General features: G+C 67.9%; 23 protein-coding genes. 12 read left to right on the forward strand and 11 right to left on the reverse strand.

The window, feature by feature from the left end:
• The first annotated feature begins 21 nt into the window (after positions 1–21).
• From AC1RAA_RS30825 to AC1RAA_RS30840, 4 genes are all read left to right on the forward strand, one after another.
• Complete coding sequence (locus AC1RAA_RS30825; RefSeq protein ID WP_492730620.1) at positions 22–1,080, forward strand: MBL fold metallo-hydrolase; 1,059 nt, start codon at positions 22–24, stop codon at positions 1,078–1,080.
• 23 nt (positions 1,081–1,103) lie between these two features.
• On the forward strand, positions 1,104–2,420 hold the full coding sequence (locus tag AC1RAA_RS30830) for a leucine-rich repeat-containing protein kinase family protein (RefSeq protein ID WP_492730618.1): 1,317 nt from the start codon (positions 1,104–1,106) through the stop codon (positions 2,418–2,420).
• Positions 2,417–3,346, forward strand: coding sequence for a pseudouridine synthase (locus AC1RAA_RS30835; RefSeq protein WP_492730616.1), 930 nt, complete (start codon positions 2,417–2,419; stop codon positions 3,344–3,346). The genes AC1RAA_RS30830 and AC1RAA_RS30835 overlap by 4 nt, the downstream gene beginning before the upstream one ends.
• 88 nt (positions 3,347–3,434) lie before the next feature.
• A complete protein-coding gene (locus AC1RAA_RS30840; RefSeq protein WP_062478757.1) occupies positions 3,435–4,205 on the forward strand; it encodes an SDR family oxidoreductase in 771 nt (256 codons plus the stop codon).
• 719 nt (positions 4,206–4,924) lie between these two features.
• On the opposite strand, the gene AC1RAA_RS30845 is transcribed toward AC1RAA_RS30840, so the two are convergent.
• The 5 genes from AC1RAA_RS30845 to glyQ are packed head-to-tail and all read right to left on the reverse strand — an operon-like array spanning position 4,925 to position 10,378.
• A complete protein-coding gene (locus AC1RAA_RS30845; protein ID WP_492730614.1) occupies positions 4,925–5,896 on the reverse strand; it encodes a M48 family metallopeptidase in 972 nt (323 codons plus the stop codon).
• Between the two features lie 27 nt (positions 5,897–5,923).
• Positions 5,924–6,703, reverse strand: coding sequence for a lysophospholipid acyltransferase family protein (locus tag AC1RAA_RS30850; protein ID WP_307590667.1), 780 nt, complete (start codon positions 6,701–6,703; stop codon positions 5,924–5,926).
• The gene (gmhB, locus tag AC1RAA_RS30855) at positions 6,703–7,281 is read right to left on the reverse strand and encodes a D-glycero-beta-D-manno-heptose 1,7-bisphosphate 7-phosphatase (RefSeq protein ID WP_070062939.1); all 579 of its coding nucleotides are present in this window, start codon (positions 7,279–7,281) and stop codon (positions 6,703–6,705) included. Before gmhB ends, AC1RAA_RS30850 begins: the two co-directional genes overlap by 1 nt.
• 37 nt (positions 7,282–7,318) lie before the next feature.
• Complete coding sequence (gene glyS, locus AC1RAA_RS30860; protein WP_447748859.1) at positions 7,319–9,454, reverse strand: glycine--tRNA ligase subunit beta; 2,136 nt, start codon at positions 9,452–9,454, stop codon at positions 7,319–7,321.
• A 15-nt stretch (positions 9,455–9,469) separates the two neighbouring features.
• Positions 9,470–10,378 (reverse strand): glycine--tRNA ligase subunit alpha, encoded by a 909-nt coding sequence (glyQ, locus tag AC1RAA_RS30865; protein ID WP_056577308.1) that lies wholly within the window; start codon positions 10,376–10,378, stop codon positions 9,470–9,472.
• Positions 10,379–10,605: 227 nt separating this feature from the next.
• On the opposite strand from glyQ, the gene AC1RAA_RS30870 reads away from it, so the two are divergent.
• The 3 genes from AC1RAA_RS30870 to AC1RAA_RS30880 are packed head-to-tail and all read left to right on the forward strand — an operon-like array spanning position 10,606 to position 13,246.
• Complete coding sequence (locus AC1RAA_RS30870) at positions 10,606–11,574, forward strand: diacylglycerol/lipid kinase family protein (protein ID WP_492687425.1); 969 nt, start codon at positions 10,606–10,608, stop codon at positions 11,572–11,574.
• On the forward strand, positions 11,571–12,398 hold the full coding sequence (locus AC1RAA_RS30875) for a metallophosphoesterase family protein (RefSeq protein ID WP_492730612.1): 828 nt from the start codon (positions 11,571–11,573) through the stop codon (positions 12,396–12,398). Before AC1RAA_RS30870 ends, AC1RAA_RS30875 begins: the two co-directional genes overlap by 4 nt.
• Before the next feature lie 53 nt (positions 12,399–12,451).
• Positions 12,452–13,246, forward strand: a complete 795-nt coding sequence (locus AC1RAA_RS30880; RefSeq protein WP_492730610.1) for a phosphatase PAP2 family protein — start codon at positions 12,452–12,454, stop codon at positions 13,244–13,246.
• A gap of 7 nt (positions 13,247–13,253) precedes the next feature.
• Here the strand turns inward: AC1RAA_RS30880 and AC1RAA_RS30885 are convergent, their stop codons facing one another.
• The 6 genes from AC1RAA_RS30885 to AC1RAA_RS30910 form a co-directional block, all read right to left on the reverse strand.
• Entirely contained in the window at positions 13,254–14,324 is a 1,071-nt protein-coding gene (locus AC1RAA_RS30885; RefSeq protein ID WP_492730608.1) for an asparaginase, read from the reverse strand.
• Between the two features lie 111 nt (positions 14,325–14,435).
• Positions 14,436–15,683, reverse strand: a complete 1,248-nt coding sequence (chrA, locus tag AC1RAA_RS30890; protein ID WP_492730607.1) for a chromate efflux transporter — start codon at positions 15,681–15,683, stop codon at positions 14,436–14,438.
• Positions 15,684–15,719: 36 nt separating this feature from the next.
• A complete protein-coding gene (lnt, locus tag AC1RAA_RS30895) occupies positions 15,720–17,348 on the reverse strand; it encodes an apolipoprotein N-acyltransferase (protein WP_492730605.1) in 1,629 nt (542 codons plus the stop codon).
• A complete protein-coding gene (locus AC1RAA_RS30900; protein WP_062482253.1) occupies positions 17,348–18,226 on the reverse strand; it encodes a CorC family transporter in 879 nt (292 codons plus the stop codon). Before AC1RAA_RS30900 ends, lnt begins: the two co-directional genes overlap by 1 nt.
• A 90-nt stretch (positions 18,227–18,316) precedes the next feature.
• Positions 18,317–19,045, reverse strand: coding sequence for a GNAT family N-acetyltransferase (locus AC1RAA_RS30905; protein ID WP_492730603.1), 729 nt, complete (start codon positions 19,043–19,045; stop codon positions 18,317–18,319).
• Positions 19,046–19,154: 109 nt separating this feature from the next.
• Entirely contained in the window at positions 19,155–19,628 is a 474-nt protein-coding gene (locus AC1RAA_RS30910; RefSeq protein ID WP_062482247.1) for an Lrp/AsnC family transcriptional regulator, read from the reverse strand.
• A 158-nt stretch (positions 19,629–19,786) separates the two neighbouring features.
• Between AC1RAA_RS30910 and hppD the strand changes: the two genes are divergently transcribed.
• The 5 genes from hppD to AC1RAA_RS30935 all read left to right on the forward strand — a co-directional run bounded on the left by hppD (position 19,787) and on the right by AC1RAA_RS30935 (position 25,409).
• Complete coding sequence (gene hppD, locus AC1RAA_RS30915) at positions 19,787–20,914, forward strand: 4-hydroxyphenylpyruvate dioxygenase (RefSeq protein ID WP_062482244.1); 1,128 nt, start codon at positions 19,787–19,789, stop codon at positions 20,912–20,914.
• Between the two features lie 29 nt (positions 20,915–20,943).
• Positions 20,944–21,756 (forward strand): transporter substrate-binding domain-containing protein, encoded by an 813-nt coding sequence (locus tag AC1RAA_RS30920; RefSeq protein ID WP_070062949.1) that lies wholly within the window; start codon positions 20,944–20,946, stop codon positions 21,754–21,756.
• Between the two features lie 20 nt (positions 21,757–21,776).
• Positions 21,777–22,649 (forward strand): phenylalanine 4-monooxygenase, encoded by an 873-nt coding sequence (phhA, locus tag AC1RAA_RS30925; protein WP_139701333.1) that lies wholly within the window; start codon positions 21,777–21,779, stop codon positions 22,647–22,649.
• Positions 22,650–22,777: 128 nt separating this feature from the next.
• Positions 22,778–24,469, forward strand: coding sequence for an AMP-binding protein (locus AC1RAA_RS30930; RefSeq protein ID WP_492730600.1), 1,692 nt, complete (start codon positions 22,778–22,780; stop codon positions 24,467–24,469).
• The gene (locus AC1RAA_RS30935; protein WP_492730598.1) at positions 24,462–25,409 is read left to right on the forward strand and encodes an MBL fold metallo-hydrolase; all 948 of its coding nucleotides are present in this window, start codon (positions 24,462–24,464) and stop codon (positions 25,407–25,409) included. Before AC1RAA_RS30930 ends, AC1RAA_RS30935 begins: the two co-directional genes overlap by 8 nt.
• Positions 25,410–25,429 lie beyond the last annotated feature (20 nt).

A 25,429-nucleotide genomic window follows, 5' to 3' on the forward strand; every position in this document is an offset into this window, starting at 1 on the left:
TTACGTAAACGTCAATCATACATGAACCTCCTCGAACGCGAACTCCACTACCCCCTGGGCGACACCCTGCCCGCCGCCGGCGAAGCACTGGAAGTCGCGCCCGGCGTGCGCTGGATCCGCATGCGGCTGCCCTTTGCGCTGGACCACATCAACCTCTGGCTGCTGCGCGACACGATCGACGGCGTCGAGGGCTGGACGGTGGTCGACTGCTGCATCGCGCACGACGAGGCCCGCGCGCAGTGGGAGCAGATCTTCGAGACCCAGCTGCAGGGCCTGCCGATCCTGCGCGTGATCGTGACCCACATGCACCCCGACCACATCGGCCTGGCCGACTGGTTGTGCAAGCGCTGGAACGTGCCGCTGTGGATCAGCGCCACCGACTACCACGTGGCACGCGTGCTGTGCAGCGCCGGCGACACGCTCGCGGGCGGCGACGCGGCGGCCGACTTCTTCGCCTCGCACGGCCTGACCAACCCCGAGTCGATCGCCAAGATCCGCGCGCGCACCAGCTACTACACCAACATGGTGCCCAGCGTGCCCGCCCGCTACGTGCGCATGATGGACGGCGACATCGTCCGCATCGGCGGGCGCGACTGGCGCTGCATCAGTGGCTACGGCCACGCGCCCGAGCACATCGCGCTGTACTGCGCCGAGCCGAAGCTGCTGCTGGGCGGCGACATGATGCTGCCGCGCATCTCGACCAACGTGAGCGTGCACGCGGGCGAGCCCGAGTCCAATTCGCTGCGCCTGTTCCTGGACAGCATCGACAAGTTCAAGGCCCTGCCGGCCGACACGCTCGGCCTGCCCTCGCACGGCAAGCCCTTCACCGGCATCCACCGCCGCGTCGACCAGCTGCAGGAGCACCACCGCGACCGCCTGGCCGAGCTGCTCGAAGCCTGCCTCGCGCGGCCGATCACGGCGTCGGAGGGCCTGCCGATCCTGTTCAAGCGCGAGCTCGACCTGCACCAGATCACCTTCGCCATGGGCGAGACCGTGGCCCACCTGCACCTGCTGTGGTTCTCGGGGCAGGTGAAGCGCACGCTCGATGCCGACGGCATCTACCGCTTCGGCGCCAGGTAGCGTCAGCTGGGTAGACTTCCCGCATGGACACGCTGGCTGAGCTGCGCGCCGGCCGGCTGGCTGGCGCACGACGACTGGACCTCTCGTGCGGACTCACCGAGTTCCCGCGCGAGATTTTTGCGCTCGCCGACACCCTCGAAACGCTGAACCTCACGGGCAATGCGCTCAGTGCGCTGCCCGAGGACCTCGGCCGGCTGCACAAGCTGCGCGTGCTGTTCGGCTCCGACAACCGCTTCACCGAACTGCCGGCCTCCATCGGTCAGTGCCGCCAGCTCGACATCGTGGGCTTCAAGGCCAACCGCATCGCCCACGTGCCCGCCGAGGCGCTGCCGCCCTCGCTGCGCTGGCTGATCCTGACCGACAACGCCATCGAAGCATTGCCCGACACGCTCGGCGACTGCACCCGCATGCAGAAGCTGATGCTGGCCGGCAACCGCCTGCGCGCCCTGCCGCCGTCGGTGGCCCGCTGCCGGCAGCTCGAGCTGCTGCGCTTGTCGGCCAACTGCTTCGAGGCGCTGCCCGAGTGGCTGCCCACGCTGCCGCGCCTGGCCTGGCTGGCCTGTGCGGGCAATCCGTTCGATGCGCCGACCGAAGACGCGGCCATCGACGCCCCCACCGTGCCGCACGTCGACTGGCGCGACCTGACGCTCGGCCCGAAGCTCGGTGAAGGCGCTTCGGGCGTGATCCATCGCGCCACGCTGGCCACCCCGGATGACGCCGCGCTGCCCGTGGCGGTGAAGCTGTTCAAGGGCGCCGTCACCAGCGACGGCTGGCCGCACAGCGAGATGGCGGCCTGCATCGCGGCCGGCGCGCACCCGACGCTGATCGCCGCACAGGGCCGCATCGATGGCCACCCCGACGGCACGGAAGGCCTGGTGATGGCGCTGGTGCCGCCCTCGTTCCGCACCCTGGCCGGCCCGCCGAGCCTGGCCTCGTGCACCCGCGACGTCTACGCCGACGATGCGCACTGGACCACCCGCACCGCCCTGCGCATCGCGCGCGACATCGCGGCAGCCATGGCGCACCTGCATGCGCGCGGCCTGCTGCATGGCGACCTGTACGCCCACAACATCCTCTGGCACGCGCAGGACGGCGGGCGGCTCGGCGACTTCGGCGCGGGCTGGATGACCGGCGCGCTCGACCCGGCGCACGCGAAGGCACTGCAAGGCGTGGAGATGCGCGCCTTCGGTTGCCTGCTCGAAGAACTGGCCGAGCGCTGTGACGATGCGGTTTCTTCTTCGACTTTGACCACGCTCGCGGCGCGCTGCCTGCAAGCCGACGTGGCGGCACGGCCATCGTTCGCCGAGGTGCTGTCGGTGCTGGACGCCGCCGCGCCATGACGCGCCCCCGCTTCCCCGTTCCGATGCCCACGCGCGACGGCGTGAGCCCGAGTTGTGTCTCGCTGCCTTACGGCCCCTGGCCCACCATCGCCGACTTTCTCGTCGAGCGCTTTCCCGCCATCTCGCGCGAGGCCTGGCTCTCGCGCATCGAAGCGAATGACGTGTGCGACGAGCACGGCGTGCCCATCACCGCCACGCGGCGCTACGAATCGCCGCTGCGCGTGTACTACTACCGCGCGCTCGACGCCGAGACGCCCATCCCGTTCGAAGAGTTGGTGCTGCACCAGGACGACGACCTCGTGGTGGTCGACAAGCCGCCCTTCGTGCCCGTCACGCCCACCGGCAAGTACGTGCAGCAGAGCCTGCTGGTGCGCCTGAAGCGCAAGCTCGGTCTGGACGACCTCGTGCCGCTGCACCGCATCGACCGCAACACCTCGGGGCTGGTGCTGTTTTCGGTGCGCCCCGAGACGCGCGGCCTGTACCAGGCGATGTTTCCCGAGCGGCGCATCGACAAGCACTACGAGGCTGTGGTGCCGTGGCACGAGGGCGTGTCGTCGGTGCCCGCCGTGTACCGCAGCCGGCTGGTGGACGACGACCATTTCATGCGGATGCGCGAAGCGCCTGGCGAGCCGAATTCCGAGACCCGCATCGTGCTGCGGGAGGCGCGCGACGGCCATGCGCTGCTGGAACTCTCGCCTGTCACCGGCCGCAAGCACCAGCTGCGCGTGCACTGCCAGGCGCTGGGTTTGCCGATCGTGAACGATCCGTTCTATCCCACGCTGCAGCCTGCGGGGAAGGACGACTTCGACAGGCCGCTGCAGCTGCTGGCGCGGTCGCTGGCTTTTGTCGACCCGCTGAACGGCGCCTTGCGCACCTTCGAGAGCCCGCGCCGGCTGGCGCTGCCTTCTGCTCCTGCTGCCGCCTAGGTGACGCGGCGCGGGCGCGTCGCGGACTAAGCTTTCTCCTGACGGGAATTGAACTTCCTCTCTTCCACCACTCAGGAGACAAACGCACATGGACACCACCCAACTCTTCTCGCTGAAGGGCCGCAGCGCCTTGATCACCGGCGGCTCGCGCGGCATCGGCCGCATGATTGCCGAGGGCTTCCTGGCGCAGGGCGCGCGCGTGTACATCTCGGCGCGCAAGGCGGCGGCTTGCGATCAGACGGCGAAGGAGCTGTCGGCGTTTGGGCATTGCGTTTCGCTGCCGGCGGATGTTTCTACTGTGGAAGGGGCTCAGGCGCTGGTCGATGCTTATGCGAAGCATGAAGGGTCGCTCGATATCCTGGTCAACAACGCTGGGGCTGCCTGGGGGGCACCTTATGAGGAGTTTCCTGAGAGTGGGTGGGACAAGGTCGTCGACCTGAATTTGAAGACGCCCTTCTTCCTGACGAAGGCACTGACGCCGATGCTCAAGAAGGCGGCTACGGATCATCTGTCAAAGGTGATCAACATTGCTTCTATTGACGGGATTTCTGTGAATCCGCAGGAGACTTATTCGTATGCGGCGAGCAAGGCGGGGTTGATTCAGCTGACGCGGCGGATGGCGCTGCGGTTGGCGCAGGATCGGATCGTGGTCAGTGCGATTGCTCCGGGGGCGTTTGCTTCGGATATGAACAAGGATGCGCGGGATCACGGGGATGAGGTCAAAGGACGGATTCCTGCTGGGCGCATTGGTACGCCTGAGGACATGGCTGGTGCCGCTATCTACCTGGCTTCGCGGGCTGGGGACTATGTGATGGGGTCTACGCTGGTGGTGGACGGGGGCGTTACGCACGCGCGCTGATTCGTTTGGGTTCCGAGGCCGGGTCTCGCCCCGGCAGGCGACCTACTTTTCTTTGCTTCGCCAAAGAAACGTAGGCAAAAGAAAGGCGACCCTGCTGTCTGCGTCCCTCCGCTTCGCTGCGGGCAACCTGCGGTGCTCACGTTTCGCGGGGTCTCGCCCAAACTCGCTTCGCTCAAACAAGGGCGAGCCCTGATCCGCGAAACGCTGCGCTCCTCGGCGCATACAGAAGGGATTGGGATACCAACAGGCCATCGCTTCGCTCGGCCAGTGGGCCGCAACAGGCGCTTCGCGCCTGTTGCGGCTGGGATTGATAGCGGCGTTGGTTGGAGCGCGAGCAAGTACAGACGCGAGCGAGTACAGATGTGCCTACGAGCACCAGCACCAGCACCAGCACCAGCACGGGCACGGGCACGGGCACGGGCACGGGATTTGGCTGCTGGAAATTCCCGGGCCGAGCGAAGCGACGGCCCGCTGGTATCCAAGCCCCTCTGGCTGCGCCGAGGAGCGCAGCGTTTCGCGGATCAGGGCTCGCAGCTGTTTGAGCGAAGCGAGTTCTGCGAGACCCCGCGAAACGCGAGCACCGCAGGTTGCCCGTAGCGAAGCGCAGGGTCGCAGACAGTGGGGTCGCCTTTTCTTTGCTTACTTTCTTTTGGCGAAGCAAAAGAAAGTGAGTCCGCCGCCGGGCGGAACTCCCGGCCCCGGGAAGCAAACAAGAAAAGTCAGCCCCACCGAGGCACAGCCTCATCCTTCAACTGCTGCCTCAGCACCCCATAGTCAGGCACAACGCTTTCAACCGTTTCCCAAAACCGATGCGAGTGATCCATCACCCGCAGATGCGCCAACTCATGCGCAACAACGTAGTCGATCACCGGCAGGCGAAAGTGAATCAACCGCCAGTTCAGCCGAATCGACCCATCCGCACTCGCACTCCCCCACCGCGTAGCAGCGTTAGAGAGCGACAGCTTCTGCCATGACACCCCCAGCAGCGGCGCAAAGTGATCCAGCCGCTCGATGAACAGCTTGCGCGCCTGCCGCATCAACCAGGCCTGCGCCGCATCCCGAATCTGCGAAGGCGCCGCGTTCTGCGCCACAGCCAACCGCAAAGTGCGTGGCCCACCGCCTTCCACAGCAGGATCGAGCGTGCCACCCACGCTGGCGAACCCGTGCTTCGGATCCAGCCGGATCACCACCAGCTCGCCAAGAAAAGGAAACTCCGCCCCATCTTCCCAGGCAATCCGCGTCGCCTCGACCCGCGCATTGCGCTGCTGCGTCTCCGCCAGCTTGCGCAAAATCCAGTCGGCCTTCTCACGCACCGCTGCATCGACATCACGCAACGTGACCCACCGCGGCGCACGCACCGACAAACCTTCGGCACCCACAAGAAAACCGATGGTCTTGCGCTGCCCCCGCTTGAACTCGTAGGCCACCCGCGCCGACCCCAGTACCACTTCACGCGTGGCCTGCGGATGTGTGAAATTCGCCAACGTCAGTGTGTCAGCCAACGGCACCGCAGGACGCGGATCAATGGGCCCGATAGATGAAGGAGTGGCATCCACCACCGGCACGGGAGCAGCAGGTGGCACAGGCGCAGGCGCCTTCTTCCGCGGCCGCCGCGGCGGCGCAGCAGCAGGCGCCGGCGTGCTCCCCAGCCCCTCGAAGAGGTCCATCGTGAACTGCAGCATTCCCCGCATGTCGGGCCCGGGTCTGAGGGTGGCGCGTCAGCCCGCTTCGCGCGGCAACGTCTGCTGCGGCTGCGCCGGGCTGTCGCTGTACGCCTCGGGGTCGAGGCGGCGCATCTCGGCCTCGATCCAGGCTTCGACTTCACGCATCAGCTCGTCGGGCTTGCGGCCCACGCTCGAGATCGCCGGGCCGATCGACACGTCGACCACGCCAGGACGCTTGATGAAGGCCTTGCGCGGCCAGACCTTGGCCGAGGTGACGGCAATCGGGATCACGGGCACACCGGTCTCGCAGGCCAGGCGCGTGCCGCCGCTCTTGTAGGTGCCCTTCTGGCCTCGCGGGATGCGCGTGCCTTCGGGGAACATGATGATCCAGATGCCCTGCGCGAGCAGCTTGCGGCCCTGGTTCACCACCTTGTTGAACGCCTGCGCGCGCTGGCTCCGGTCGATGTGGATCATGTCCAACCGCGCCATCGCCCAGCCGAAGAACGGCACGTAGATCAGTTCCTTCTTGAAAACGAAGGCCAGCGGATGCGGCATCAGCGTGGGCATGAGGAAAGTCTCGAGCGTGGACTGGTGCTTCACCAGCAGCACCGCGCCGGCGAGTTGGTCGGTCGGCAGGTTTTCCATGCCGGTCACGCGGGTCTTGATGCCCAGCAGCACGCGCGCGCCACCGATGGCCCAGCTGAGCCATTGCTCGGCCATCCAGTACAGCGGAATGCCGCGCTTCCAGAGCGAGCTGACGCACATGATGATGCCCCAGGGCACCACGGTGACAAGCATCCACAGGGCGTGGAGAACGGAACGGATAAACGCCATCAGACAGCCACCTGCAGTGCAGCCCGCGCTTCGCGCGCGAGCAAAAAGTCGACAAAGGCGGCGAGGTCTTCATGCACCCTCGTGTCCGCCGGATATTCGGGAGGCAGCGGGTGAACCCCGCGGCACGCCGCGCCCATGCCCGTGAGCAGCAAGTGCGGTTCGCAGCCGGCCGCAGCGCCGGCCTGCAGGTCGCGCAGGCTGTCGCCCGCGGTGGGCACGCCCTTCAGGTCGATGCCGAAGCGGTCGCCGATCTGAAGGAACAACCCCTCCTTGGGCTTGCGGCAGTCACAGCCTTCGTCGGGGCTGTGCGGGCAATAGAACACCGCGTCCACCTTGCCGCCCACGGCCGCGAGCATCTTGTGCATCTTGGCGTGCATGGCATTGAGCGAGGCCATGTCGAACAGCCCGCGGCCCAGGCCCGACTGATTCGACGCCACCACCACGTGCCAGCCCGCATGGTTCAGGCGCGCCACGGCCTCGAGCGCACCGGGCAGCGGCGTCCACTCGATGTCGCTCTTGACGAAGTCTTCGCGGTGCACGTTGATCGTGCCGTTGCGGTCGAGGATGACGAGCTTCATGGCGGAACCGCTCCTGGTGGAGGGATGGGGCACGGGGTCAGACAGCCAGCCGCTCGAGCTGCGCCACGCGGTTCATCGCGCTGTGCAGCGACATCAGCAGGCCCAGGCGGTTCAGCCGCAGGTCGGCCTGCTCGGCATTCACCATCACGTCCGTGAAGAACGCATCGACCGGTTCGCGCAGCGCGGCCAGCGTCTGCAGCGAGCCGGTGTAGTCGCCCGCGTCGAACTGGGCGTTGGCGGCGGGCACGACCTGCGCCATGGCGGCGTGCAGCGCCTTCTCGGCGGGCTCCTGCAGCAGGAGTTCGCTGACGTGCGCATCGGCCTCGGGCGCCTTCTTCAGGATGTTGCCGATGCGCTTGTTGGCGGCGGCCAGCGCGGCGGCGGCGGGCAGTGCGGCAAAGGCGCGCACGGCGGCCAACAGCTTGGGCACTTCGCCCAGGCGCTGCGGCAGTGGGGCCAGCACGGCGTCGACTTCCTGGGCGCTGGCGCCCTGCTCGCGCAGGCTGCCGGCGAGGCGGTCGAGGATGAAGTCGCGCAGCTCGACGGTGGCCTTGCTGCTGTCGAAACCGTCGATGGCGCTGAACTGCGCGGCGGCGTCCTGCAGCAGGGCGTCGAGCCCCAGCGCGAGGTCTTTCTCGATCAGCATGCGGATCACGCCCAGCGCGTGGCGGCGCAGCGCGAACGGGTCGCGGTCGCCGGTGGGCAGGTTGCCGATGCCGAACATGCCGACCAGCGTCTCGAGCTTGTCGGCCAGCGCGACCACGAGGCCCACGCTGTTGCGCGGCAGCTCGTCGCCGGCGAAGCGCGGCTTGTAGTGGTCTTCGATGGCGTCGGCCACCGCGGCATCCAGGCCATCGTGCAGCGCGTAGTAGCGGCCCATGGTGCCCTGCAGCTCGGGGAACTCGCCGACCATGTCGGTCACGAGGTCGGCCTTGGCCAGTTGCGCGGCCTGGGTCGCCTGCGCGGCCAGCGTCGCGTCGCCGAGTTTTTCGGCAATGCCGCGCGCGATGTGCATCACGCGTTGCACGCGTTCGCCCTGCGTGCCGAGCTTGTTGTGATAGACCACCTTGCCCAGCGACTCGACGCGCGAGGCCAGCGATTTCTTGCGGTCCTGGTCGAAGAAGAACTTGGCGTCGGCCAGGCGCGGGCGCACCACGCGCTCGTTGCCGCCGGTCACGGCGCTCGCGTCGTCGGGGCTGATGTTGCTCACGACGAGGAACTTGTTGGTGAGCTTGGCTTGCGCGTCGAGCAGCGGGAAGTACTTCTGGTTGGCCTTCATCGTGAGGATGAGGCACTCCTGTGGCACTTCGAGGAACTCGCGCTCGAAGCTGCAGACCAGCACGTTGGGGCGCTCGACCAGCGCCGTGACTTCGTCGAGCAGCGCATCGTCGTGGATCGGCACCGAGCCGCCGCCCACCGTCACGGCAGCGGCCGCGAGCTGGCGTGCGATTTCGGCGCGGCGCGCTTCAAAGCTGGCGATGACGGCCCCGTCGTCCTGCAGCTGCAGGGCATAGCTGTTGGCATCGCGCAGCACCACGGGGTCGACCGCCGCTTCGAAGCGATGGCCGTGCGTCTCGCGGCCGGCCTTCAGGCCCAGCGCCTCGATGGGCACCACGGTGTCGCCATGCAATGCCACGAGGCCGTGCGCGGGGCGCACGAAGCTCACGCTGCTCCAGCCGGGCAGCTCGCAGCCGCTTTCGAGCTGGTAGCTCATGACCTTGGGGATCGGCAGCTTGGCGATGGCTTCGGCCAGGGCCTTCTGCAGGCCTTCGGCCAGCGTGGCGCCCTTGGCGGTGCTTTCGTAGAACAGGGCTTCGGCCTTGCCGTCCATGGCGCGCTTGAGGCCGGGCACGGCCGAGGCGTCGGCGCCGAGCGCGGCCAGGCGCTTGAGCAGCGCGGGCGTCGGTTGGCCCGAGGCATCGAGCCCCACGGCCACGGGCATGAGCTTTTGCGACACGGCCTTGTCGGCGGCGCGCTCGGCCACGTGCGTGAGGTGCGCGGCCAGGCGGCGCGGCGACGCGTAGGGCGTGAGCACCGAGCCGGCCTCGGCCAGGCCTTGGGCCACGAGCTGGTCGCGCAGCACGCCCGCGAACGCCTCGCCGAGCTTCTTCAGCGCCTTGGGCGGCAGCTCTTCGACAAACAGTTCAACCAGCAGGGAGTTCTTGTTGTTCATGGGGGTCGTCATCGCTCAGGCGGCTTTCTTCGGGGGCATCTGCGCCACCCACTCGCGCGGGGCCATCGGGAAGCCCAGGCGTTCGCGGCTGTCGTAGTAGCTCTGCGCCACGCTGCGCGCGAGGTTGCGGATGCGGCCGATGTAGGCCGCGCGCTCGGTCACGCTGATGGCGCCGCGCGCGTCCAGCAGGTTGAAGCTGTGCGCGGCCTTGAGCACCTGCTCGTAGGCCGGCAGCGCGAGCTGCTCGGTCATGAGGTGCTTGGCCTGCTTTTCGTGCGCATTGAAGGCGGTGAAGAGGAACTCGGCGTCGCTGTGCTCGAAGTTGTAGGTCGACTGCTCGACCTCGTTCTGCTTGTAGACGTCGCCGTAGCTCAGGCCGTCGGTCCAGGTCAGGTTGTAGACGTTGTCCACGCCCTGCAGGTACATGGCCAGGCGCTCCAGGCCGTAGGTGATCTCGCCGGTGATGGGCTTGCAGTCGATGCCGCCGACCTGCTGGAAGTAGGTGAACTGCGTCACTTCCATGCCGTTGAGCCAGACCTCCCAGCCCAGGCCCCAGGCGCCGAGCGTGGGGTTCTCCCAGTCGTCCTCGACGAAGCGGATGTCGTTCTTCTTCAGGTCGAAGCCCAGGGCCTCGAGGCTGCCTAGGTAGAGCTCGAGGATGTTGCTGGGCGCAGGCTTGAGCACGACCTGGTACTGGTAGTAGTGCTGCAGGCGGTTGGGGTTCTCGCCGTAGCGGCCGTCCTTGGGGCGGCGGCTGGGCTGCACGTAGGCGGCCTTCCAGGGCTCGGGGCCGAGCGCGCGCAGGAAGGTGGCGGTGTGCGAGGTGCCCGCGCCCACTTCCATGTCGTACGGTTGCAGCAGCGCACAGCCCTTGTCGGCCCAGTACGACTGCAGTTTGAGAATGATTTGCTGGAAGGTCAACATGAAGCTGGCCGGCGTCGGGGGCCGGACATTGGACGGGACGGTGGCGCGGCACACGCCGCGAAAGGCGACGATTTTACGTTCGCGGGAGGGCATCTCTCCCACAGCCGCTCGGGATGCCGGCTGCCGCGACAGCCCGTGCGGCTGTGGGACAAAGCCCGGCCCCGCACGCTTTTTTGCGTTTCCCGCCGCTTTCGGCACTTTCCTGCGCTTTCCCCCTCTCTCACTGCATGGCATCGCCCCACATCGGCCCCGACACCCCGTTTTTCATCGTGCTCAACGCCGGCTCCGGCAGCGAAGACGCCGCGCAGGCCCGGCAGGTCATCGACGACGCCTTTGCCGCGGACGGCCGCCGGCACCGCGTGTTCCTCGTGGACGGCCCCGGCCGCGTGCAGGCGCTGGCGCGCGAGGCGGTCGAACGGGCCCGGGCCGTGGGTGGCGTGGTGGTGGCCGCGGGCGGCGACGGCACCATCAACGCCGTGGCCCAGGCCACGCTGGGCAGCGGCTGCCCCTTCGGCGTGCTGCCGCAGGGCACCTTCAACTACTTCAGCCGCACCCACGGCATCCCGCGCGACACGGCGCAGGCGCTGCAGGTGCTGCTGGCGCAGCAGCCCCGGGCCGTGCAGGTGGGGCTGGTGAACGACCGCGTGTTCCTGGTGAATGCCAGCATGGGCCTGTATGCCGACCTGCTGGAGGAGCGCGAGAGCCACAAGGCACGCTTCGGCCGCCACCGCTGGATCGCTTTCTATTCGGGCCTGCTCACGGTGCTGCGCGGGCGCCATCGCCACTGGCAGCTGCGCATCGCCTCGCACGGCCACGAGCGCGACATCCGCACGCCCACGCTGTTCGTGGGCAACAACCCGTTGCAGCTGATGCAGGCGGGCGTCGACCACGCCGAGGCGCCCGAGCAGGGCCGGCTGACCGCGGTGGCGCTCAAGCCGGTCGGCCTGCTGTCGATGCCGGGGCTGCTGGTGCGCGGTGCGCTCGGGCGGCTGGGCGATGCCGACGAGGTGCTGAGCTTTCCCTTCGAGTCGATGACGGTGAAGGCCGGCCGGCTGCGCACGCCGCGCCGCGTGAAGATCGCCACCGACGGCGAGATCGACTGGGTCGACATGCCCTTGCTGTTCCGCGTGGCGCCCGACCCGCTGTGGCTGGTGCGGCCCGACAGCGCGCCCGAGCTGGAGGCGGCGCGGCCATGACCTGCCTGCTGCAAGTGTCCGACCCGCACTTCGGCACCGAGCAGCCCGAGGTGCTGCAGGCGCTCGAACGCCTGGCGCACGCGCTCGCGCCGCAGGCGGTGCTGCTGTCGGGCGACATCACGCAGCGCGCCACGCGCCGCCAGTTCGCGGCGGCGCGCGCCTTTGCCGAGCGGCTCGCGGCGCCGGTGGTCGCGATTCCGGGCAACCACGACATCCCGCTGTTCCAGCTGGCGGCGCGCGTCTTCTCGCCCTACGGCCGCTACACCGAGGCCTTCGGCGCCGACCTGGAGCCGGTGTTCGCCTGCGACGACTGGCTGGTGGTCACGGTCAACACGACGCGCTGGTACCGGCACGAGGACGGCGAGGTGTCACCCGCGCAGGTCGAGCGCGTGGCGGCGCGGCTGGCACAGGCTTCGCCCCGGCAGGTGCGCGTGGTCGTGACGCACCAGCCGGTGCTGGTGACGCGGCCCGAAGACCGGCAGAACCGCCTGCACGGGCGCGCGGCGGCGGTCGCGCGCTGGACGGCGGCGGGCGCCGACCTGATCGTCGGCGGCCACATCCACCTGCCTTTCGTGCGCCCGCTGGACGAGCGCTTTCCGGGCTGCCCGCCCACGGCCTGGGCGGTGCAGGCCGGCACCGCCGTGTCGACGCGCGTGCGCTGGGATGCGCCCAATTCGGTGAACGTGCTGCGCACGGAAGCGTCCGGCGACGGCGCGCAGCGCGTGTGCGTGGTCGAACGCTGGGACCATTCGGCGGCAGACAAAGCCTTCACGCGCGTCGACCTATTGCGGCTTCCGCTTGCCAGCCGCGCGACGGCCCCTTAGGGTTGCGCCGCATGCCTCCTGCGGACACCCTTCTTCTTTCTTCTTCAGCCCCCTTGGTTCTTCTTGCACAGCAGCTGGGCGAACACGCCCTGGCCTGGTTCGCGCTCGCGCTGACCGTCTCGGTGCTCGGCGCCGGCCTCGCCTGCCGGATGCTGCAACGGCGCCATCCGCTGCCCGACACCGGCGAGCCTGACGAATCGCGCCTGGCGCTCGGCTTGGGCCTGGGCTTCGTGCTGATCCTTGCAGCGGCTTTTCTGGTTGCATGGATCGCCTCGCACCTGGGCGACGGCCGCACCATGGGTCGCGCCGACCAGGCGCTGGCCGACGCCATCGCCGCCCATGTGCCGTGGGGCGCGCTCGTGAGCTTCAGCTGGCTCACGCACCTGGGCGACGCGCAACTGCTCGCGCCCGTGTGCGGGCTGGTCGCGCTGCTGCTGTGGCGCCACGCGCACCGCGGCCTGGCGCTGGGCTGGGTGACCGCGCTCGGCGGCATCGTGGTGCTGAACCCTGCGCTCAAGCACATCTTTGCGCGGGCCCGGCCGGTGCACGACCACGGGCTGGCCTTGGAAACGAGCTTCAGCTTTCCCAGCGGCCATAGCGCGGGCGCGATCGTGAGCTACGGGATGCTGCTGTACCTGGCGCTGCGGCTGCTGCCGACGCGCTGGCATGTGCCGGCCGCCATGGCCGCGGTGGCGGCCATCGTCACCATCGCCTGCAGCCGGATCTTCCTGCAGGTGCACTTCGCGAGCGATGTCGCGGCCGGCCTGCTGACCGGCCTGGGCTGGCTGCTGGTGTGCGTGAGCAGCCTGGAATACGCGCGGCACCGCAAGCGCCGCACCGCGCGCTGATCGTCGATCAGTACTCCCAGAAGATGCGCTGAAGCTCTTTCGTGTTGTTGGTCTTGGTCAAGGCCACCATCGCCAAGATGCGCGCCTTCTGCGGACGCAGGTCGTGCGCCACCACCCAGTCGTACTTGTCGTCGGGCTGCTCGGCGTTGCGGATCACGAAGCCTTCGGGCACGCGCGAGCTGCGGATGACGATCACGCCGTCGGTGCGTGCCTTCTGCAGGTTCGGCACGATGCGGTCGGCCACCGAGCCATTGCCCGTGCCGCCGTGGATCAGCGCCTTGGCGCCGCTCTTGGCGATCGCGTCGATGGCCACCGACGACACGCCTTCGTAGCCCATCGCGATCTCGACCGGCGGCAGCGCGGTGATGCTGTCGATGTTGAACTCCGAGTTCGTGGTGTGGCGCTTGACCGGCGCGCGGAACCAGTAGTTCTTGCCCTCGACGATCATGCCCAGCGGACCCCACTGGCTGGAGAACGCGCTGGTCTTGATGTTGACGTTCTTGCTCACGTCGCGGCCGGTGTCGATGTTGTCGCCCATCGTCACCAGCACGCCCTTGCCCATCGCGTCCTTGCTGCCCGCCACGTTCACGGCGTCGTACAGGTTGAGCGCGCCGTCGGCCGACAGGGCCGTGCCCGGGCGCATCGAACCGACCACCACGATCGGCTTGTTGGTGTGCACGGTCAGCGTCAGGAAGTAGGCGGTTTCTTCCAGCGTGTCGGTGCCGTGGGTGATGACGATGCCGTCCACGTCCGACTGCTTGGACAGCGCCGAAACGCGCTTGGCCAGCGTCATCAGGTTGTCGTTGGTGAGGCTTTCCGATGCGACCTGGAACACCTGCTCGCCGCGCACATTGGCGACCTTGGAAAGCTCGGGCAGGCCGGCGATGAGCTTCTCGACGCCGACCTTGGCGGCCGCGTAGGTCGCGCTGTTGACGGCCGAGGCGCCGGCACCGGCGATGGTGCCGCCGGTCGCCAGGATCACCACGTTGGGCAGCGCCTGCTGGGCCTGCGCGAGCGCGCTGGCCGCGAGCAGTGCGGCACCGGCCGCAAAGGCACGGAAATGGGTAGAAAAGTACATACGGGCTCCTTGGTTTGAGGATGATTTCTCGAGGCGGCGAGGAAGATACATGAACCATGCCCGCATGCCATGCCGCTGCATGCCGGCATGGCATGCGGTCATGCGCCGGCCTTAGAGGGCCAGCAGCCAGCCCGCCACCGCCGCCAGGCCGACCACCCACACCGGCGACAGGCGCGCGTAGACCAGCAAGCCGAACGCCGCCAGCGCCAGCCCGAAGTCGGCCTTCGAGTGGATGGCGCTCGTCCACACCGGGTCGTAGAGCGCGGCGAGCAGCACGCCGACGACCGCCGCGTTGACACCCGCCATCGCGCGCTGGACGCCGTCGCGCTGGCGCAGCGTCTCCCAGAACGGCAGCGCACCCGCCACCAGCAGGAAGGCCGGCAGGAAGATGGCCAGCAGCAGCGCCAAGCCGCCCACCCAACCGCCGAACGGCCCCGGCATGGCGGCGCCGAGGAAGGCCGCGAAGGTGAACAAAGGCCCCGGCACGGCCTGCGCTGCGCCGTAGCCCGCCAGGAACACGTCGTTCGAGACCAGGCCCGTCGGCACCACGCCCGCCTGCAGCAAGGGCAGCACGACGTGGCCGCCGCCGAACACCAGCGCGCCCGACCGGTAGAAGGACGCGATGACGGACAGCGGCGGCCACTGCGTCGCCGCGGCCAGCATCGGCAGTGCGACGAGCAGCGCGGCGAACAGGCCCAGCAGCGCAGCGCCGGTCGCCTTGCGCACGCCGTGGTCGCGGTGCTGCGCGGCGGGCAGGTGGCCGGACGGCAGCGCCCATCGGCCGACGACGCCCCCGGCGACGATGGCGGCGATCTGCCCCATGGCCGAAGGCACCGCAAGCACCAGCAGCGCCGCGACGACGGCCACGCCCGCGCGCAACCGGTCGGGGCACAGCGACTTCGCCATTCCCCACACCGCCTGCGCGACGACGGCCACCGCGACGACCTTCAGCCCGTGCACCGCGCCCGATTGCGCGAGACCCGACCAATGCGTGACGCCCGCCGCAAAAAGGATGAGCGCCACGGCGGACGGCAGCGTGAACCCGAGCCACGCCGCCAGCGCCCCGCCCCAGCCCGCACGGCCGAGCCCCAGGGCGATGCCGACCTGGCTGCTCGCGGGACCGGGCAGGAACTGGCACAGCGCCACGAGGTCGGAATAGCGCTTGTCGTCGAGCCACTTGCGGCGCTCCACGAACTCCGTGCGGAAGTAGCCCAGGTGCGCCACCGGACCGCCGAAAGAGGTCAGGCCGAGCTTCAGGAAAGCGAGAAAGACTTCGAGCACCGAGCCCCTGGTACGGAGGTCGCCTGCGCCATCAACAGCGGGTGGCGCGGCGGGCTTGGGGCGGTGGTGGTGCTTCATGGGCGACGACGTCGAATGCGCATCCGCCGGTGCGCCTCAGCCCCGGGTGCGCCCGGGCCGGAAGAAGACCGCGCCCAGCACGACGATCGCCAGCGCCGCGATCCACAGCGGCCACAGGCCGAAGGGCGCGACCCAGCGCGCGAAGGGCGTGAGCCCGCGACGGCCTTCGACTGGCGCCTCGAGCACGCCGCGCGTGAGGCGCGGCAGCTCGTGCGTGACGCGGCCTGCGGCGTCGATCACCACGGTGGCGCCGGTGTTGGTGGAACGCACCATCGGCCGCGCAAACTCGAGCGCGCGCATGCGCGAGATGGCCAAGTGCTGGTCGATGGCGACCGAGTCGCCGAACCAGGCGATGTTGCTGACGTTGAGCAGGACAGTCGGCGCCGTGGCCTCGTCGCGGAAGTTCGCGCCGATCTCATCACCGAACAAGTCTTCGTAGCAGATGTTGGGCGCGATGCGCTGGCCCTGCCAGACGAAGGGCGCCTGCGCCAGCCCGCCGCGCTCGAAGTCGCCCAGCGGGATGCTCATCATGCGGATGAACCAGCGAAAGCCCGGCGGAATGAATTCGCCGAAGGGCACGAGGTGGTGCTTGCTGTAGGCGTAGGGCTGCGCCGCGCCGCCGGGCATGAAGCCGAGCACGGCGTTGCGGTAGGTGCCCGGCCCGTCGCCGAGCGGCAGGCCGACGATGGCGGCCTGCTGCGAGCCCGGCTGGCCGTAGCGTTCCTGGATGGCGTCGAGGTAGCCGGCGGGCAGCTGGCGCGGCAGCAGCGGCAGCGCCGTTTCGGGTGTGACCACGAGCTGGGCCTTGGCGTCGCGCAGCTGTTCGGCGTACCAGCGCAGCGCGGTTTCGATGCCGCCGCCCGGAATGAATTTCTCGTCCTGCGGGATGTTGCCCTGCAGCAGCGCGACCTGCAGCGTGCCGGTCGCGCCCTGCGCGCCGCGTGCGTCAGCGGGCAATGGCGAGACCCGATTCGGCAGCACGAAGACCGCGGCGAGCAGCGCTGCAGCCAGCGCCGTCGGCACCACGCCGCGCAGCGGCAGGCGCCGCGCGACCAGCGCCACGGCCAGTGCCGCCGCGGCGCCGATGCCGTACACGCCGACCCACGGTGCCAGCGCGGCCAGCGGGCCGTCGACATGGGCGTAGCCGCCCGCGCCCCAGGGAAAACCGGTGAACCAGCTGCCGCGCACGAGCTCGGCCAGCGTCCACAGCGCCGCGAACACGAAGGCCCCCGCGACGCGCCCCGTCGGCCCGCGCACCACGAACCAGGCGCAGGCCACGGCGTAGTAGAGCCCGAGCGCCGCAGCCAGCGCGAGCACGGCGATCACCGCCAGCGGCGCCGGCAGCCCGCCGTAGGTGTGCATCGAGATGAAGAGCCACCAGAAGCTGCCGGTGAGCCAGGCGGTAGCGAACACCCAGCCGTGCAGGCCGGCGCGGCGCCAGCCCGCGCCCTGCGCGCGCAGGCCGTCGAGCAGCCAGACCAGCCCGGCCAGCGACAGCAACTGCAGCCACCACAGCGGACGGCCCTCACCCGGCCAAGCGATGGACAGGGCCTGCGCCACGCCCGCCAGGCCGAAGCCGAGCAGGCGAAGCAGCCCGGAGGCGGCGGAGGAAGGGGGAGAGGTGGGCGAGACGCGGGCCGGGGCCGCTGCTGCGGGCGCCGGCATCAGTCGGCCGCGTCGCCGCCGCGCGCCGGCGACACCCGGAACCAGCGCACCGCGCCGCCCTTGGTGTGCAGCACGACGAAGTCGAAGCCGCCGATGGCGTGGTGCTCGCCGCGCTTGGGCACGTGGCCCATCTCGTGCGCGATGAGTCCGCCGATGGTGTCGAAGTCTTCGCTCAGCTGTTCCTCATTGAAGACGATGCCGAAGGCCTCGGCCACGCGCTCGATGGGCGTGTCGCCCGAGACGCGGTAGGTGTGGTCGGCCAGGCCGAAGATGTCGCCCTCGTCTTCGGCGATGTCGAACTCGTCCTCGATCTCGCCGACGATCTGCTCGAGCACGTCCTCGATGGTGATGAGGCCGGCCACGCGGCCGAACTCGTCGATGACGATGGCCAGGTGGTTGCGGTTGCCGCGGAATTCGCGCAGCAGGTCGTTCAGGCCCTTGCTCTCGGGCACGAAGGTGGCCGGACGCAGCAAGGCGCGGATGTTCAGGCCCGGCGCGCGCTGCAGCTTGAGCAGGTCTTTCGCGAGCAGGATGCCGATGATGTTTTCTTTTTCGCCCTCGTAGACCGGAAAGCGCGAGTGCGCGGTCTGGATCACGGCGTGCAGCAGCGCGTCGAAGGGCGCGTCGATGTTCACGAGGTCCATGCGCGGGGCGGCGACCATCACGTCACCGGCCGTCATGTCGGCCATGCGCAACACGCCTTCGAGCATCACGCGCGATTCGGCGCCGATCACCTCGTTGTCCTCGGCATCGGCGAGGGTTTCGATCAGCTCGTCGCGCGAATCGGGGCCGGGGTGGATGAATTCGGCGAGCTTCTGGAGAAAGCCACGCTTGTCTTCCCGTTCAACGGGAGCGCGTTCAGGGTGAGGGTCGGCCACTGCGGGAGGGCGGAGTTGAAGAGAGACAAGGATAACGGATTGCGCATGACAGGCTCTACCGTCCGGCCGGCGTAGGCCGGCCCTGCCCGCTCAAGGCGCCGATTTGCTACGGGCGTCGCGCATGCCGCTGCGCACTTCCTGCAGGCTCGCCAGGAAGGCCCAGAACTGCTTGGCGCGGCTCTTGAGCGCGAAATCGACGGCGGCGTAATGCTCCAGCGCGATCTCGCTCATGCGGCTGTCGAAGGTGGCGGTGGGCAGCTGCAGGTGCGCTTCCGACTCCGAGCCGCTGCGCACCACGGTGGCGCCGGCGTTGCGGGCGATCTTGAGCATGGCGGCGTTTTCGCTCAGCGCATGGATGAAGAGCATGCCCACGCCTTCGTTGCGCGCAGCAACCACGGCGCGCTCGAACAGGCGCGCGCCGTAGCCGCGGCCACGGGCGTGCGACGACACGGACACGCCGAATTCGGCGCAGTCGCTGTGCTGGTCGCCGGGCGCATAGGCCACGTGCGCCATCGCGATCAGATTAAGGCGGCGGTTGTAGATGCCGAACAGTTCGTCGCGGTCGAAGTCCAGGCCTTCGACATAGCGCAGAACCTGCTCGTCGGCCGCGGCATAACCGAAGCGCAGGTAGCGGTCGTGCGGCGTCAGGTCCAGCAGGTGGCGCGCGATGCGTTCGCGTTCGCGCGGGCCGATCGAGCGAATCGGCACCATGACGGGCGGGGGCGCGCTGACGGCGCGCGGTTGCGCCTCAACCATCGGCGCCTTCAGGAAAGAGCCGAGGCCGAGAGACGCTTTGAGGAGGGTCTTGGCGGTAAGCATGGCCCCAATGTAAGGGTTTTCCCTTAATCACCAAGCCCGCAAGGACACTTTCTGGACGCATTCGTGACTCGATACCAGAGTCCGTGGTGTTTACGCAACCAATTTGTGGTTAAACGGGCACAGATGTTGTGGCTTTGACACGATCGAGCACGAAGCTGGTCTTGCAGTCTTCGACGCTGGGGTGCTTCAGCAGGGTGTCCATGATGAAGCGGCTGTAGTGCGCCATGTCGGCCACCACCACGCGCAGCAGGTAATCCATGTCGCCGGTGAGGGCCGCGCACTCGACCACCTCGGGCCAGGTCTGCACGCTGGCGCGGAACAGGTCCATGGGGTTGCGCTTGTGGGTTTCGGTGTGCTTTTCGAGCCGCACGTTCAGGTAGGCCGTGAGGCCCAGGCCGACCGCCTCGGGCTGGACCAGGGCCACGTAGCGGTCGATGACCTTGTGCTCTTCGAGCCGCTTGACCCGCCGCAGCACGGCGCTGGGCGACAGGCTGACCTGCTCCGCGATCTGGTCGTAGGTGGCGCGGCCGTCTGCTTGCAGCATGCGCAAAATGAGCCGATCTATCTTGTCGAGTGCTTCCATTTCGCCATTTTTGCAGTTTTACTGCGTCATGACCACCCAGGGCGCCCAGAAACGCAGAAAACCTGAACGCCTTCCGCCCTACAGTGCAGCACGGCCCGAATCCGGGCCTTTGTTTTCCTTTCTGCACAACTTTCCCCCACTTTTCGGAGACAGCATCCATGAGCCACGCCGACGCCCCCGCCTTCACGCCCTGGGAGAACCCGATGGGCACCGACGGCTTCGAATTCATCGAGTACGCGGCACCCGATCCGGTCGCGATGGGCAAGGTGTTCGAGCGCATGGGCTTCGTGGCCATCGCCAAGCACCGCCACAAGAACGTGCTGCTGTACCGCCAGGGCACGATCAACTTCATCCTGAACGCCGAGCCCGATTCGTTCGCCCAGCGTTTTGCGCGCGAGCACGGCCCGAGCGTGTGCGCCATCGCCTTCCGCGTGCAGGACGCCAAGCAGGCCTACGAACGCGCCACCGCGCTGGGCGCCTGGGGCTTCGCCGACAAGGCCGGCCCGGGCGAGCTGAACATCCCCGCCATCAAGGGCATCGGCGACAGCCTGATCTACCTGGTGGACCGCTGGCCCGGCAAGAACGGCGCGCAGCCGGGCGACATCGGCAACATCGGCTTCTACGACGTGGACTTCGAGGCGCTGCCGGGCGTGTCGTCGCAGGACGCGCTCGCGCGCAAGGGCAACGGCCTGACCTACATCGACCACCTGACGCACAACGTGTACCGCGGCCGCATGGACGTGTGGGCCAACTTCTACGAGAAGCTCTTCAACTTCCGTGAAGTGAAGTACTTCGACATCGAAGGCCAGGTGACGGGCGTGAAGAGCAAGGCCATGACCAGCCCCTGCGGCAAGATCCGCATCCCGATCAACGAAGAAGGCAAGGAACAGGCCGGCCAGATCCAGGAGTACCTGGACATGTACAAGGGCGAGGGCATCCAGCACATCGCCATGGGTTCGGACAACCTGTACGAGAGCGTCGACGCGCTGCGCGCCAACGGCGTGACGCTGCTGGACACCATCGACACCTACTACGAGCTGATCGACAAGCGCATTCCCGGCCACGGCGAAAGCGTGGCTGAGCTGAAGAGCCGCAAGATCCTGATCGACGGCAAGAAGGACGCGCTGCTGCTGCAGATCTTCAGCGAGAACCAGCTGGGCCCGATCTTCTTCGAGTTCATCCAGCGCAAGGGCGACGACGGCTTCGGCAACGGCAACTTCAAGGCGCTGTTCGAGAGCATCGAGCTCGACCAGATGCGCCGTGGCGTGCTGAGCGCCGCAAAATAAGGCGCTTCACCACTGCTCTGGAGCCCGGCATGCGCCACGCGTCTTCTTCGACTGTCGTCACTTCCTTTGTCGCGGCAGCCGCCGCTGCGGTCGTGCTCTCGGGCTGCGCCTCGGCGCCGCCCGCGGCCGGCCCGGGTGCCTCGCACCTGGACACGGTGCAGAAGGCGGCGGTGCTGCGCATCTGCACGCCGGGCGACTACCGGCCCTTCAGCTTCCAGAAGGCCGACGCCTCGTTCGAAGGCATCGACGTCGACCTGATGACGGGCTTCAGCGCCAGCCTCGGCGCGAAGCCCGAGTGGGTCAAGACGACGTGGGCCAACCTGCTGCCCGACCTGGCCGCGGGCAAGTGCGACATCGCCGTGGGCGGCGTGTCGGTGACCACCGACCGCCAGAAGCGCGCCTTCTTCAGCGCGCCCTACATGGTCAACGGCAAGACGCCCATCGCGCGCTGCGCCGACGTCGCCAAGTACCAGAGCGTGGCGGCCATCGACCAGCCGTCGACCCGCGTGATCTTCAACCCGGGCGGCAGCAACGAACGCTTCGCCCGCACCAACTTCAAGCAGGCCAGGCTCACGCTGCACGGCGAGAACGTCACGATCTTCGACGAGATCCTGGCCAACCGCGCCGACGTGTTCGTCACCGAATCGGCCGAGGCCATCACGCAGCAGAAGCTCAAGCCCGGGCTGTGCGCGGTGAACCCCGACAAGCCGCTGCAGTACGGCGAGATGGCCTGGATGCTGCCGCGCGACGACGTGGCTTTCAAATCGTATGTCGACCAATGGCTGCACCTGCAGCAAGCCGGCGGCGACTTCCAGCGCGTGATGGACCGCTGGCTCAAGTAACCCGAGAAACCGAACGCCCCATGGATTCCCCCGCCGCCGTTGTCACCCCCGCCGTCTATGGCGCCTCCGATCGCCCGCCGCGCGGCGACTACTCGCGCGGCGGTTCGGTGCAAGCCGACTACACCTGCCCGCAGGACTGGGCCAGCTACACGGCGGCCGACCATGACACCTACAAGCGGCTGTACGAACGCCAGGCCGCGCAGCTGACGGGCCTGGCCTGCGACGCCTTCATCAAGGCGCTGCCGCTGCTCGGCGTGAAGGACCGCATCCCGCGCTTCGAGGAACTCAACGAGCGCCTGCACCGCGCCACCGGCTGGGAGATCGTCGCGGTGCCGGGGCTGATTCCCGAGCTGCCTTTCTTCACGCTGCTGGCGAACCGCAAGTTCCCGGTGACCGACTGGATCCGCAAGCCCGAAGAGTTCGACTACATCGTCGAGCCCGACGTGTTCCACGACCTGTTCGGCCACGTGCCGATGCTGTTCGACCCGACCTTCGCCGACTACGTGCAGCGCTACGGCCAGGGCGGCATCAAGGCGCACGAGCTGGGCGCCGGCGAGAAGCTGGCGCGGCTGTACTGGTACACGGTCGAGTTCGGCCTGATCCGCCAGCCCGAGGGCCTGCGTGCCTACGGCGCCGGCATCCTGAGCTCGGTCGGTGAGCTGCAGCACGCGGTGCGCAGCCCCGAGCCGCACCGCCTTCCGCTCGACCTGCTGCGCACCATGCGCACCCAATACAAGATCGACACCTACCAGGCCAACTACTTCGTGATCGAGAACTTCGCGCAGCTCTTCGATCTCACAGCACCCGACTTCACGCCGCTGTACCGCGCGCTCGAGGTGCAGCCCGACATCCCGGCCGGCGTGCTGCTGCCGGGCGAATCCGGCAACGCCTGATCGGCATCTGTGTGACTCCCGCGCGCACGGCGGCTATCGCCTGCGCGACACCGGGTATGCGCCCCTAGGACAAGCCCGCTGGCGGGTGGGAGGCATTGGCTCCCACAATCCGCGCCAAAGGAGCTTGCATGCAGACATCCGCGCGACAGAACTACCCGGCCGGCGTGCCGCACGAGATTCATCCGGAGCAGTACCGCTCCCTGCCTCACATGTTCGACGAGGCCTTCGGCCGCTACAAGGACCGGCCCTTCTCGGTCTGCATGGAGCGCTGGATGTCGTACGGCGAGCTCGACACGCTCTCCAAGGCGATGGGTGCCTGGCTGCAATCGCAAGGCCTCGCGCCCGGTGCGCGGGTGGCGATCATGCTGCCCAACGTGCCGCAGTTCGCGGTCACGATGTGCGCCGTGCTGCGCGCGGGCTACACCTGCGTCAACGTCAATCCGCTATACACAGCACGCGAGCTGGAGCACCAGCTCAAGGACTCCGGCGCCACCGCCATCGTCATCCTCGAGAACTTTGCCGCCACGCTCGAACAGGTGATCGAGCGCACGCCCGTCAAGCACGTGGTGATGACCGCCATGGGCGACCTGCTCGGCGGGCTGTACGGCGCCTGGATCACGGTGGCCGTGCGCCACCTGGCCAAGATGGTGCCGCCCTACAAGCTGCCGCTGAGCGACGGCCGCACGGTCACGCCGTTCAAGCAGGCGATTGCCGAAGGCCGCGGGCGCACGCTCGGGCCCGACCAGAGCACGCTCGATTCGATCGCCTTCCTGCAGTACACGGGCGGCACCACCGGTTTGTCGAAGGGTGCGGTGCTGACCCACCGCAACATCGTGGCCGCCACGCTGCAGGCCGAAGCCTGGTTCACGCCCGCTTTGGCGCGGGCCGGCGACTTGGCGAAGGTCAACAGCATCGCCGCGCTGCCGCTGTATCACATCTTCGCGCTGACGCTGTGCCTGCTGGTGATCCGCCAGGGCTCGCACATGACGCTGATTCCGAACCCGCGCGACTTCAACAAGTTCGTCGCGGTGCTGAAGAAGCGGCCCTTCCACATGCTTCCGGCGGTGAACACCCTGTTCAATGCGCTGCTGATGCACCCGGAGTTCAAGACGGTCGACTTTTCGACGCTGTTCGTCTCGCAGGCCGGTGGCATGGCTGCCTCCGAAGGCACGGCGCGCAAGTGGTTCGAAGCCACCGGCTGCCCGATGATCGAAGGCTGGGGCATGAGCGAGACCTGCGCGATCGGCACCAATAACCCGGTGTCGAACACGAAGTTCACTGGCACCATCGGCCTGCCGTTGCCGAGCATTGAGATCGCGATCAAGGACGATGAAGGCCAATCGCTGCCGATCGGCCAGGCGGGCGAGCTGTGCATCAAGGGCCCGAACGTGATGACCGGCTACTACAACCAGCCCGCCGAGACGGCGGCTGCCTTCACGGCCGACGGCTTCATGCGCACCGGCGACATCGCCGTGATGCAGGAAGACGGCTACAGCCGGATCGTCGACCGCAAGAAGGACATGATCCTCGTGAGCGGTTTCAACGTGTTCCCCAACGAGCTGGAGAACGTGATTTCGCTGTGCCCTGGCGTCGTCGAGTGCGCGGCCGTGGGCGTGCCGGACGAGAAGCAAGGCGAAGCCATCAAGGTCTTCGTGGTCCGCAAGGACCCGACGTTGACGGAAGACGCCGTGCTCCAGTACTGCAACGGACAGCTCACCGGCTACAAGCGGCCGAAGCACATCGAGTTCCGCGAGTCGCTGCCCAAGACCAACGTGGGGAAGATCCTGCGGCGCGAACTGCGCACCAGCGCCAGTGCCTGAGCGCGTGGGGCATCACGGGGAAGCCAGCGCCGGGCTGCCGGCGAATGTCGTCGTGTTCGAGCGGGGCTGGCTGTCTTCGAACAACATCCTCTTCGTCGGAGCCGAGGAAACGGCGCTGGTCGACACCGGCTATGCCACGCATGCCGATCAGACGCTGGCGCTGGTGGAGTCGGTGTTGGGTGAACGTCCGCTTGATCGGGTGCTGAACACGCATCTGCACAGCGATCACTGCGGAGGGAACGCGGCATTACAGGAACGTTACCCGTCGGTGCGAACGGACATTCCGCCTGGAGAGGCTGCGCTGGTCGAGCGATGGGATGCGCAAGGTCTGAGTTTTCTTGCGACGGGGCAGAGTTGTCCGCGTTTTGGTTTCACCGGACTGCTCGAGCCTGGCACTGAATGCCTGTTGGGAGACAGCGCGTGGCAAGTGCATGGAGCTCCAGGTCACGATCCGCACTCGGTGATCCTGTTCGACCCGGTGTCGCGGACTCTGATTTCAGCGGATGCGCTCTGGGAGAACGGGTTTGGCATCGCATTTCCAGAGCTAATGGGCGAGCCCTCGTTCGGTGACATTGCGGCAACACTCGATTTAATCGAGAAGTTGTCGCCGCGCCAGATGATTCCAGGGCATGGAGGCGTTTTTACCGATGTCGAGCGCGCGTTGCTGACGGCGCGCAAGCGCTTAGCTGGGCTGCAGCGCGCCCCAGTGAAGCACGCGCGTCACGCGATGAAGGTGCTGATGAAGTTCAAGCTTCTGGAGCTGCATGCGGTGTCGCACGTAGAGTGGGATGCGTGGCTAGCTGGGACGCCCTATTTCGAGCTGATTCGAGCTCGATTCTTTGCCGGTGAGTCGCTGGAGGCTCTGACGGGAGACCTGTTGTCGGAGCTGATTGCGGTTGGCGCAGCACAATCCGATGCTTCGGGAGTTCACAACGCCTGATTGGCGGTTGTCTGCTGCAA

It is taken from the genome of Variovorax sp. GW823-FHT04F07, assembly GCF_058795995.1.

Excerpts from the sequence above, each read along its gene's own strand:
- AC1RAA_RS30825 (WP_492730620.1), top strand. The coding sequence starts at position 22 with ATGAACCTCCTCGAACGCGAACTCCACTACCCCCTGGGCGACACCCTG.
- AC1RAA_RS30830 (WP_492730618.1), top strand. The coding sequence starts at position 1,104 with ATGGACACGCTGGCTGAGCTGCGCGCCGGCCGGCTGGCTGGCGCACGA.
- AC1RAA_RS30835 (WP_492730616.1), top strand. The coding sequence starts at position 2,417 with ATGACGCGCCCCCGCTTCCCCGTTCCGATGCCCACGCGCGACGGCGTG.
- AC1RAA_RS30840 (WP_062478757.1), top strand. The coding sequence starts at position 3,435 with ATGGACACCACCCAACTCTTCTCGCTGAAGGGCCGCAGCGCCTTGATC.
- AC1RAA_RS30845 (WP_492730614.1), bottom strand. The coding sequence starts at position 5,896 with ATGCGGGGAATGCTGCAGTTCACGATGGACCTCTTCGAGGGGCTGGGG.
- AC1RAA_RS30850 (WP_307590667.1), bottom strand. The coding sequence starts at position 6,703 with ATGGCGTTTATCCGTTCCGTTCTCCACGCCCTGTGGATGCTTGTCACC.
- gmhB (WP_070062939.1), bottom strand. The coding sequence starts at position 7,281 with ATGAAGCTCGTCATCCTCGACCGCAACGGCACGATCAACGTGCACCGC.
- glyS (WP_447748859.1), bottom strand. The coding sequence starts at position 9,454 with ATGAACAACAAGAACTCCCTGCTGGTTGAACTGTTTGTCGAAGAGCTG.
- glyQ (WP_056577308.1), bottom strand. The coding sequence starts at position 10,378 with ATGTTGACCTTCCAGCAAATCATTCTCAAACTGCAGTCGTACTGGGCC.
- AC1RAA_RS30870 (WP_492687425.1), top strand. The coding sequence starts at position 10,606 with ATGGCATCGCCCCACATCGGCCCCGACACCCCGTTTTTCATCGTGCTC.
- AC1RAA_RS30875 (WP_492730612.1), top strand. The coding sequence starts at position 11,571 with ATGACCTGCCTGCTGCAAGTGTCCGACCCGCACTTCGGCACCGAGCAG.
- AC1RAA_RS30885 (WP_492730608.1), bottom strand. The coding sequence starts at position 14,324 with ATGTACTTTTCTACCCATTTCCGTGCCTTTGCGGCCGGTGCCGCACTG.
- chrA (WP_492730607.1), bottom strand. The coding sequence starts at position 15,683 with ATGAAGCACCACCACCGCCCCAAGCCCGCCGCGCCACCCGCTGTTGAT.
- lnt (WP_492730605.1), bottom strand. The coding sequence starts at position 17,348 with ATGCCGGCGCCCGCAGCAGCGGCCCCGGCCCGCGTCTCGCCCACCTCT.
- AC1RAA_RS30905 (WP_492730603.1), bottom strand. The coding sequence starts at position 19,045 with ATGCTTACCGCCAAGACCCTCCTCAAAGCGTCTCTCGGCCTCGGCTCT.
- AC1RAA_RS30910 (WP_062482247.1), bottom strand. The coding sequence starts at position 19,628 with ATGGAAGCACTCGACAAGATAGATCGGCTCATTTTGCGCATGCTGCAA.
- hppD (WP_062482244.1), top strand. The coding sequence starts at position 19,787 with ATGAGCCACGCCGACGCCCCCGCCTTCACGCCCTGGGAGAACCCGATG.
- AC1RAA_RS30920 (WP_070062949.1), top strand. The coding sequence starts at position 20,944 with ATGCGCCACGCGTCTTCTTCGACTGTCGTCACTTCCTTTGTCGCGGCA.
- phhA (WP_139701333.1), top strand. The coding sequence starts at position 21,777 with ATGGATTCCCCCGCCGCCGTTGTCACCCCCGCCGTCTATGGCGCCTCC.
- AC1RAA_RS30930 (WP_492730600.1), top strand. The coding sequence starts at position 22,778 with ATGCAGACATCCGCGCGACAGAACTACCCGGCCGGCGTGCCGCACGAG.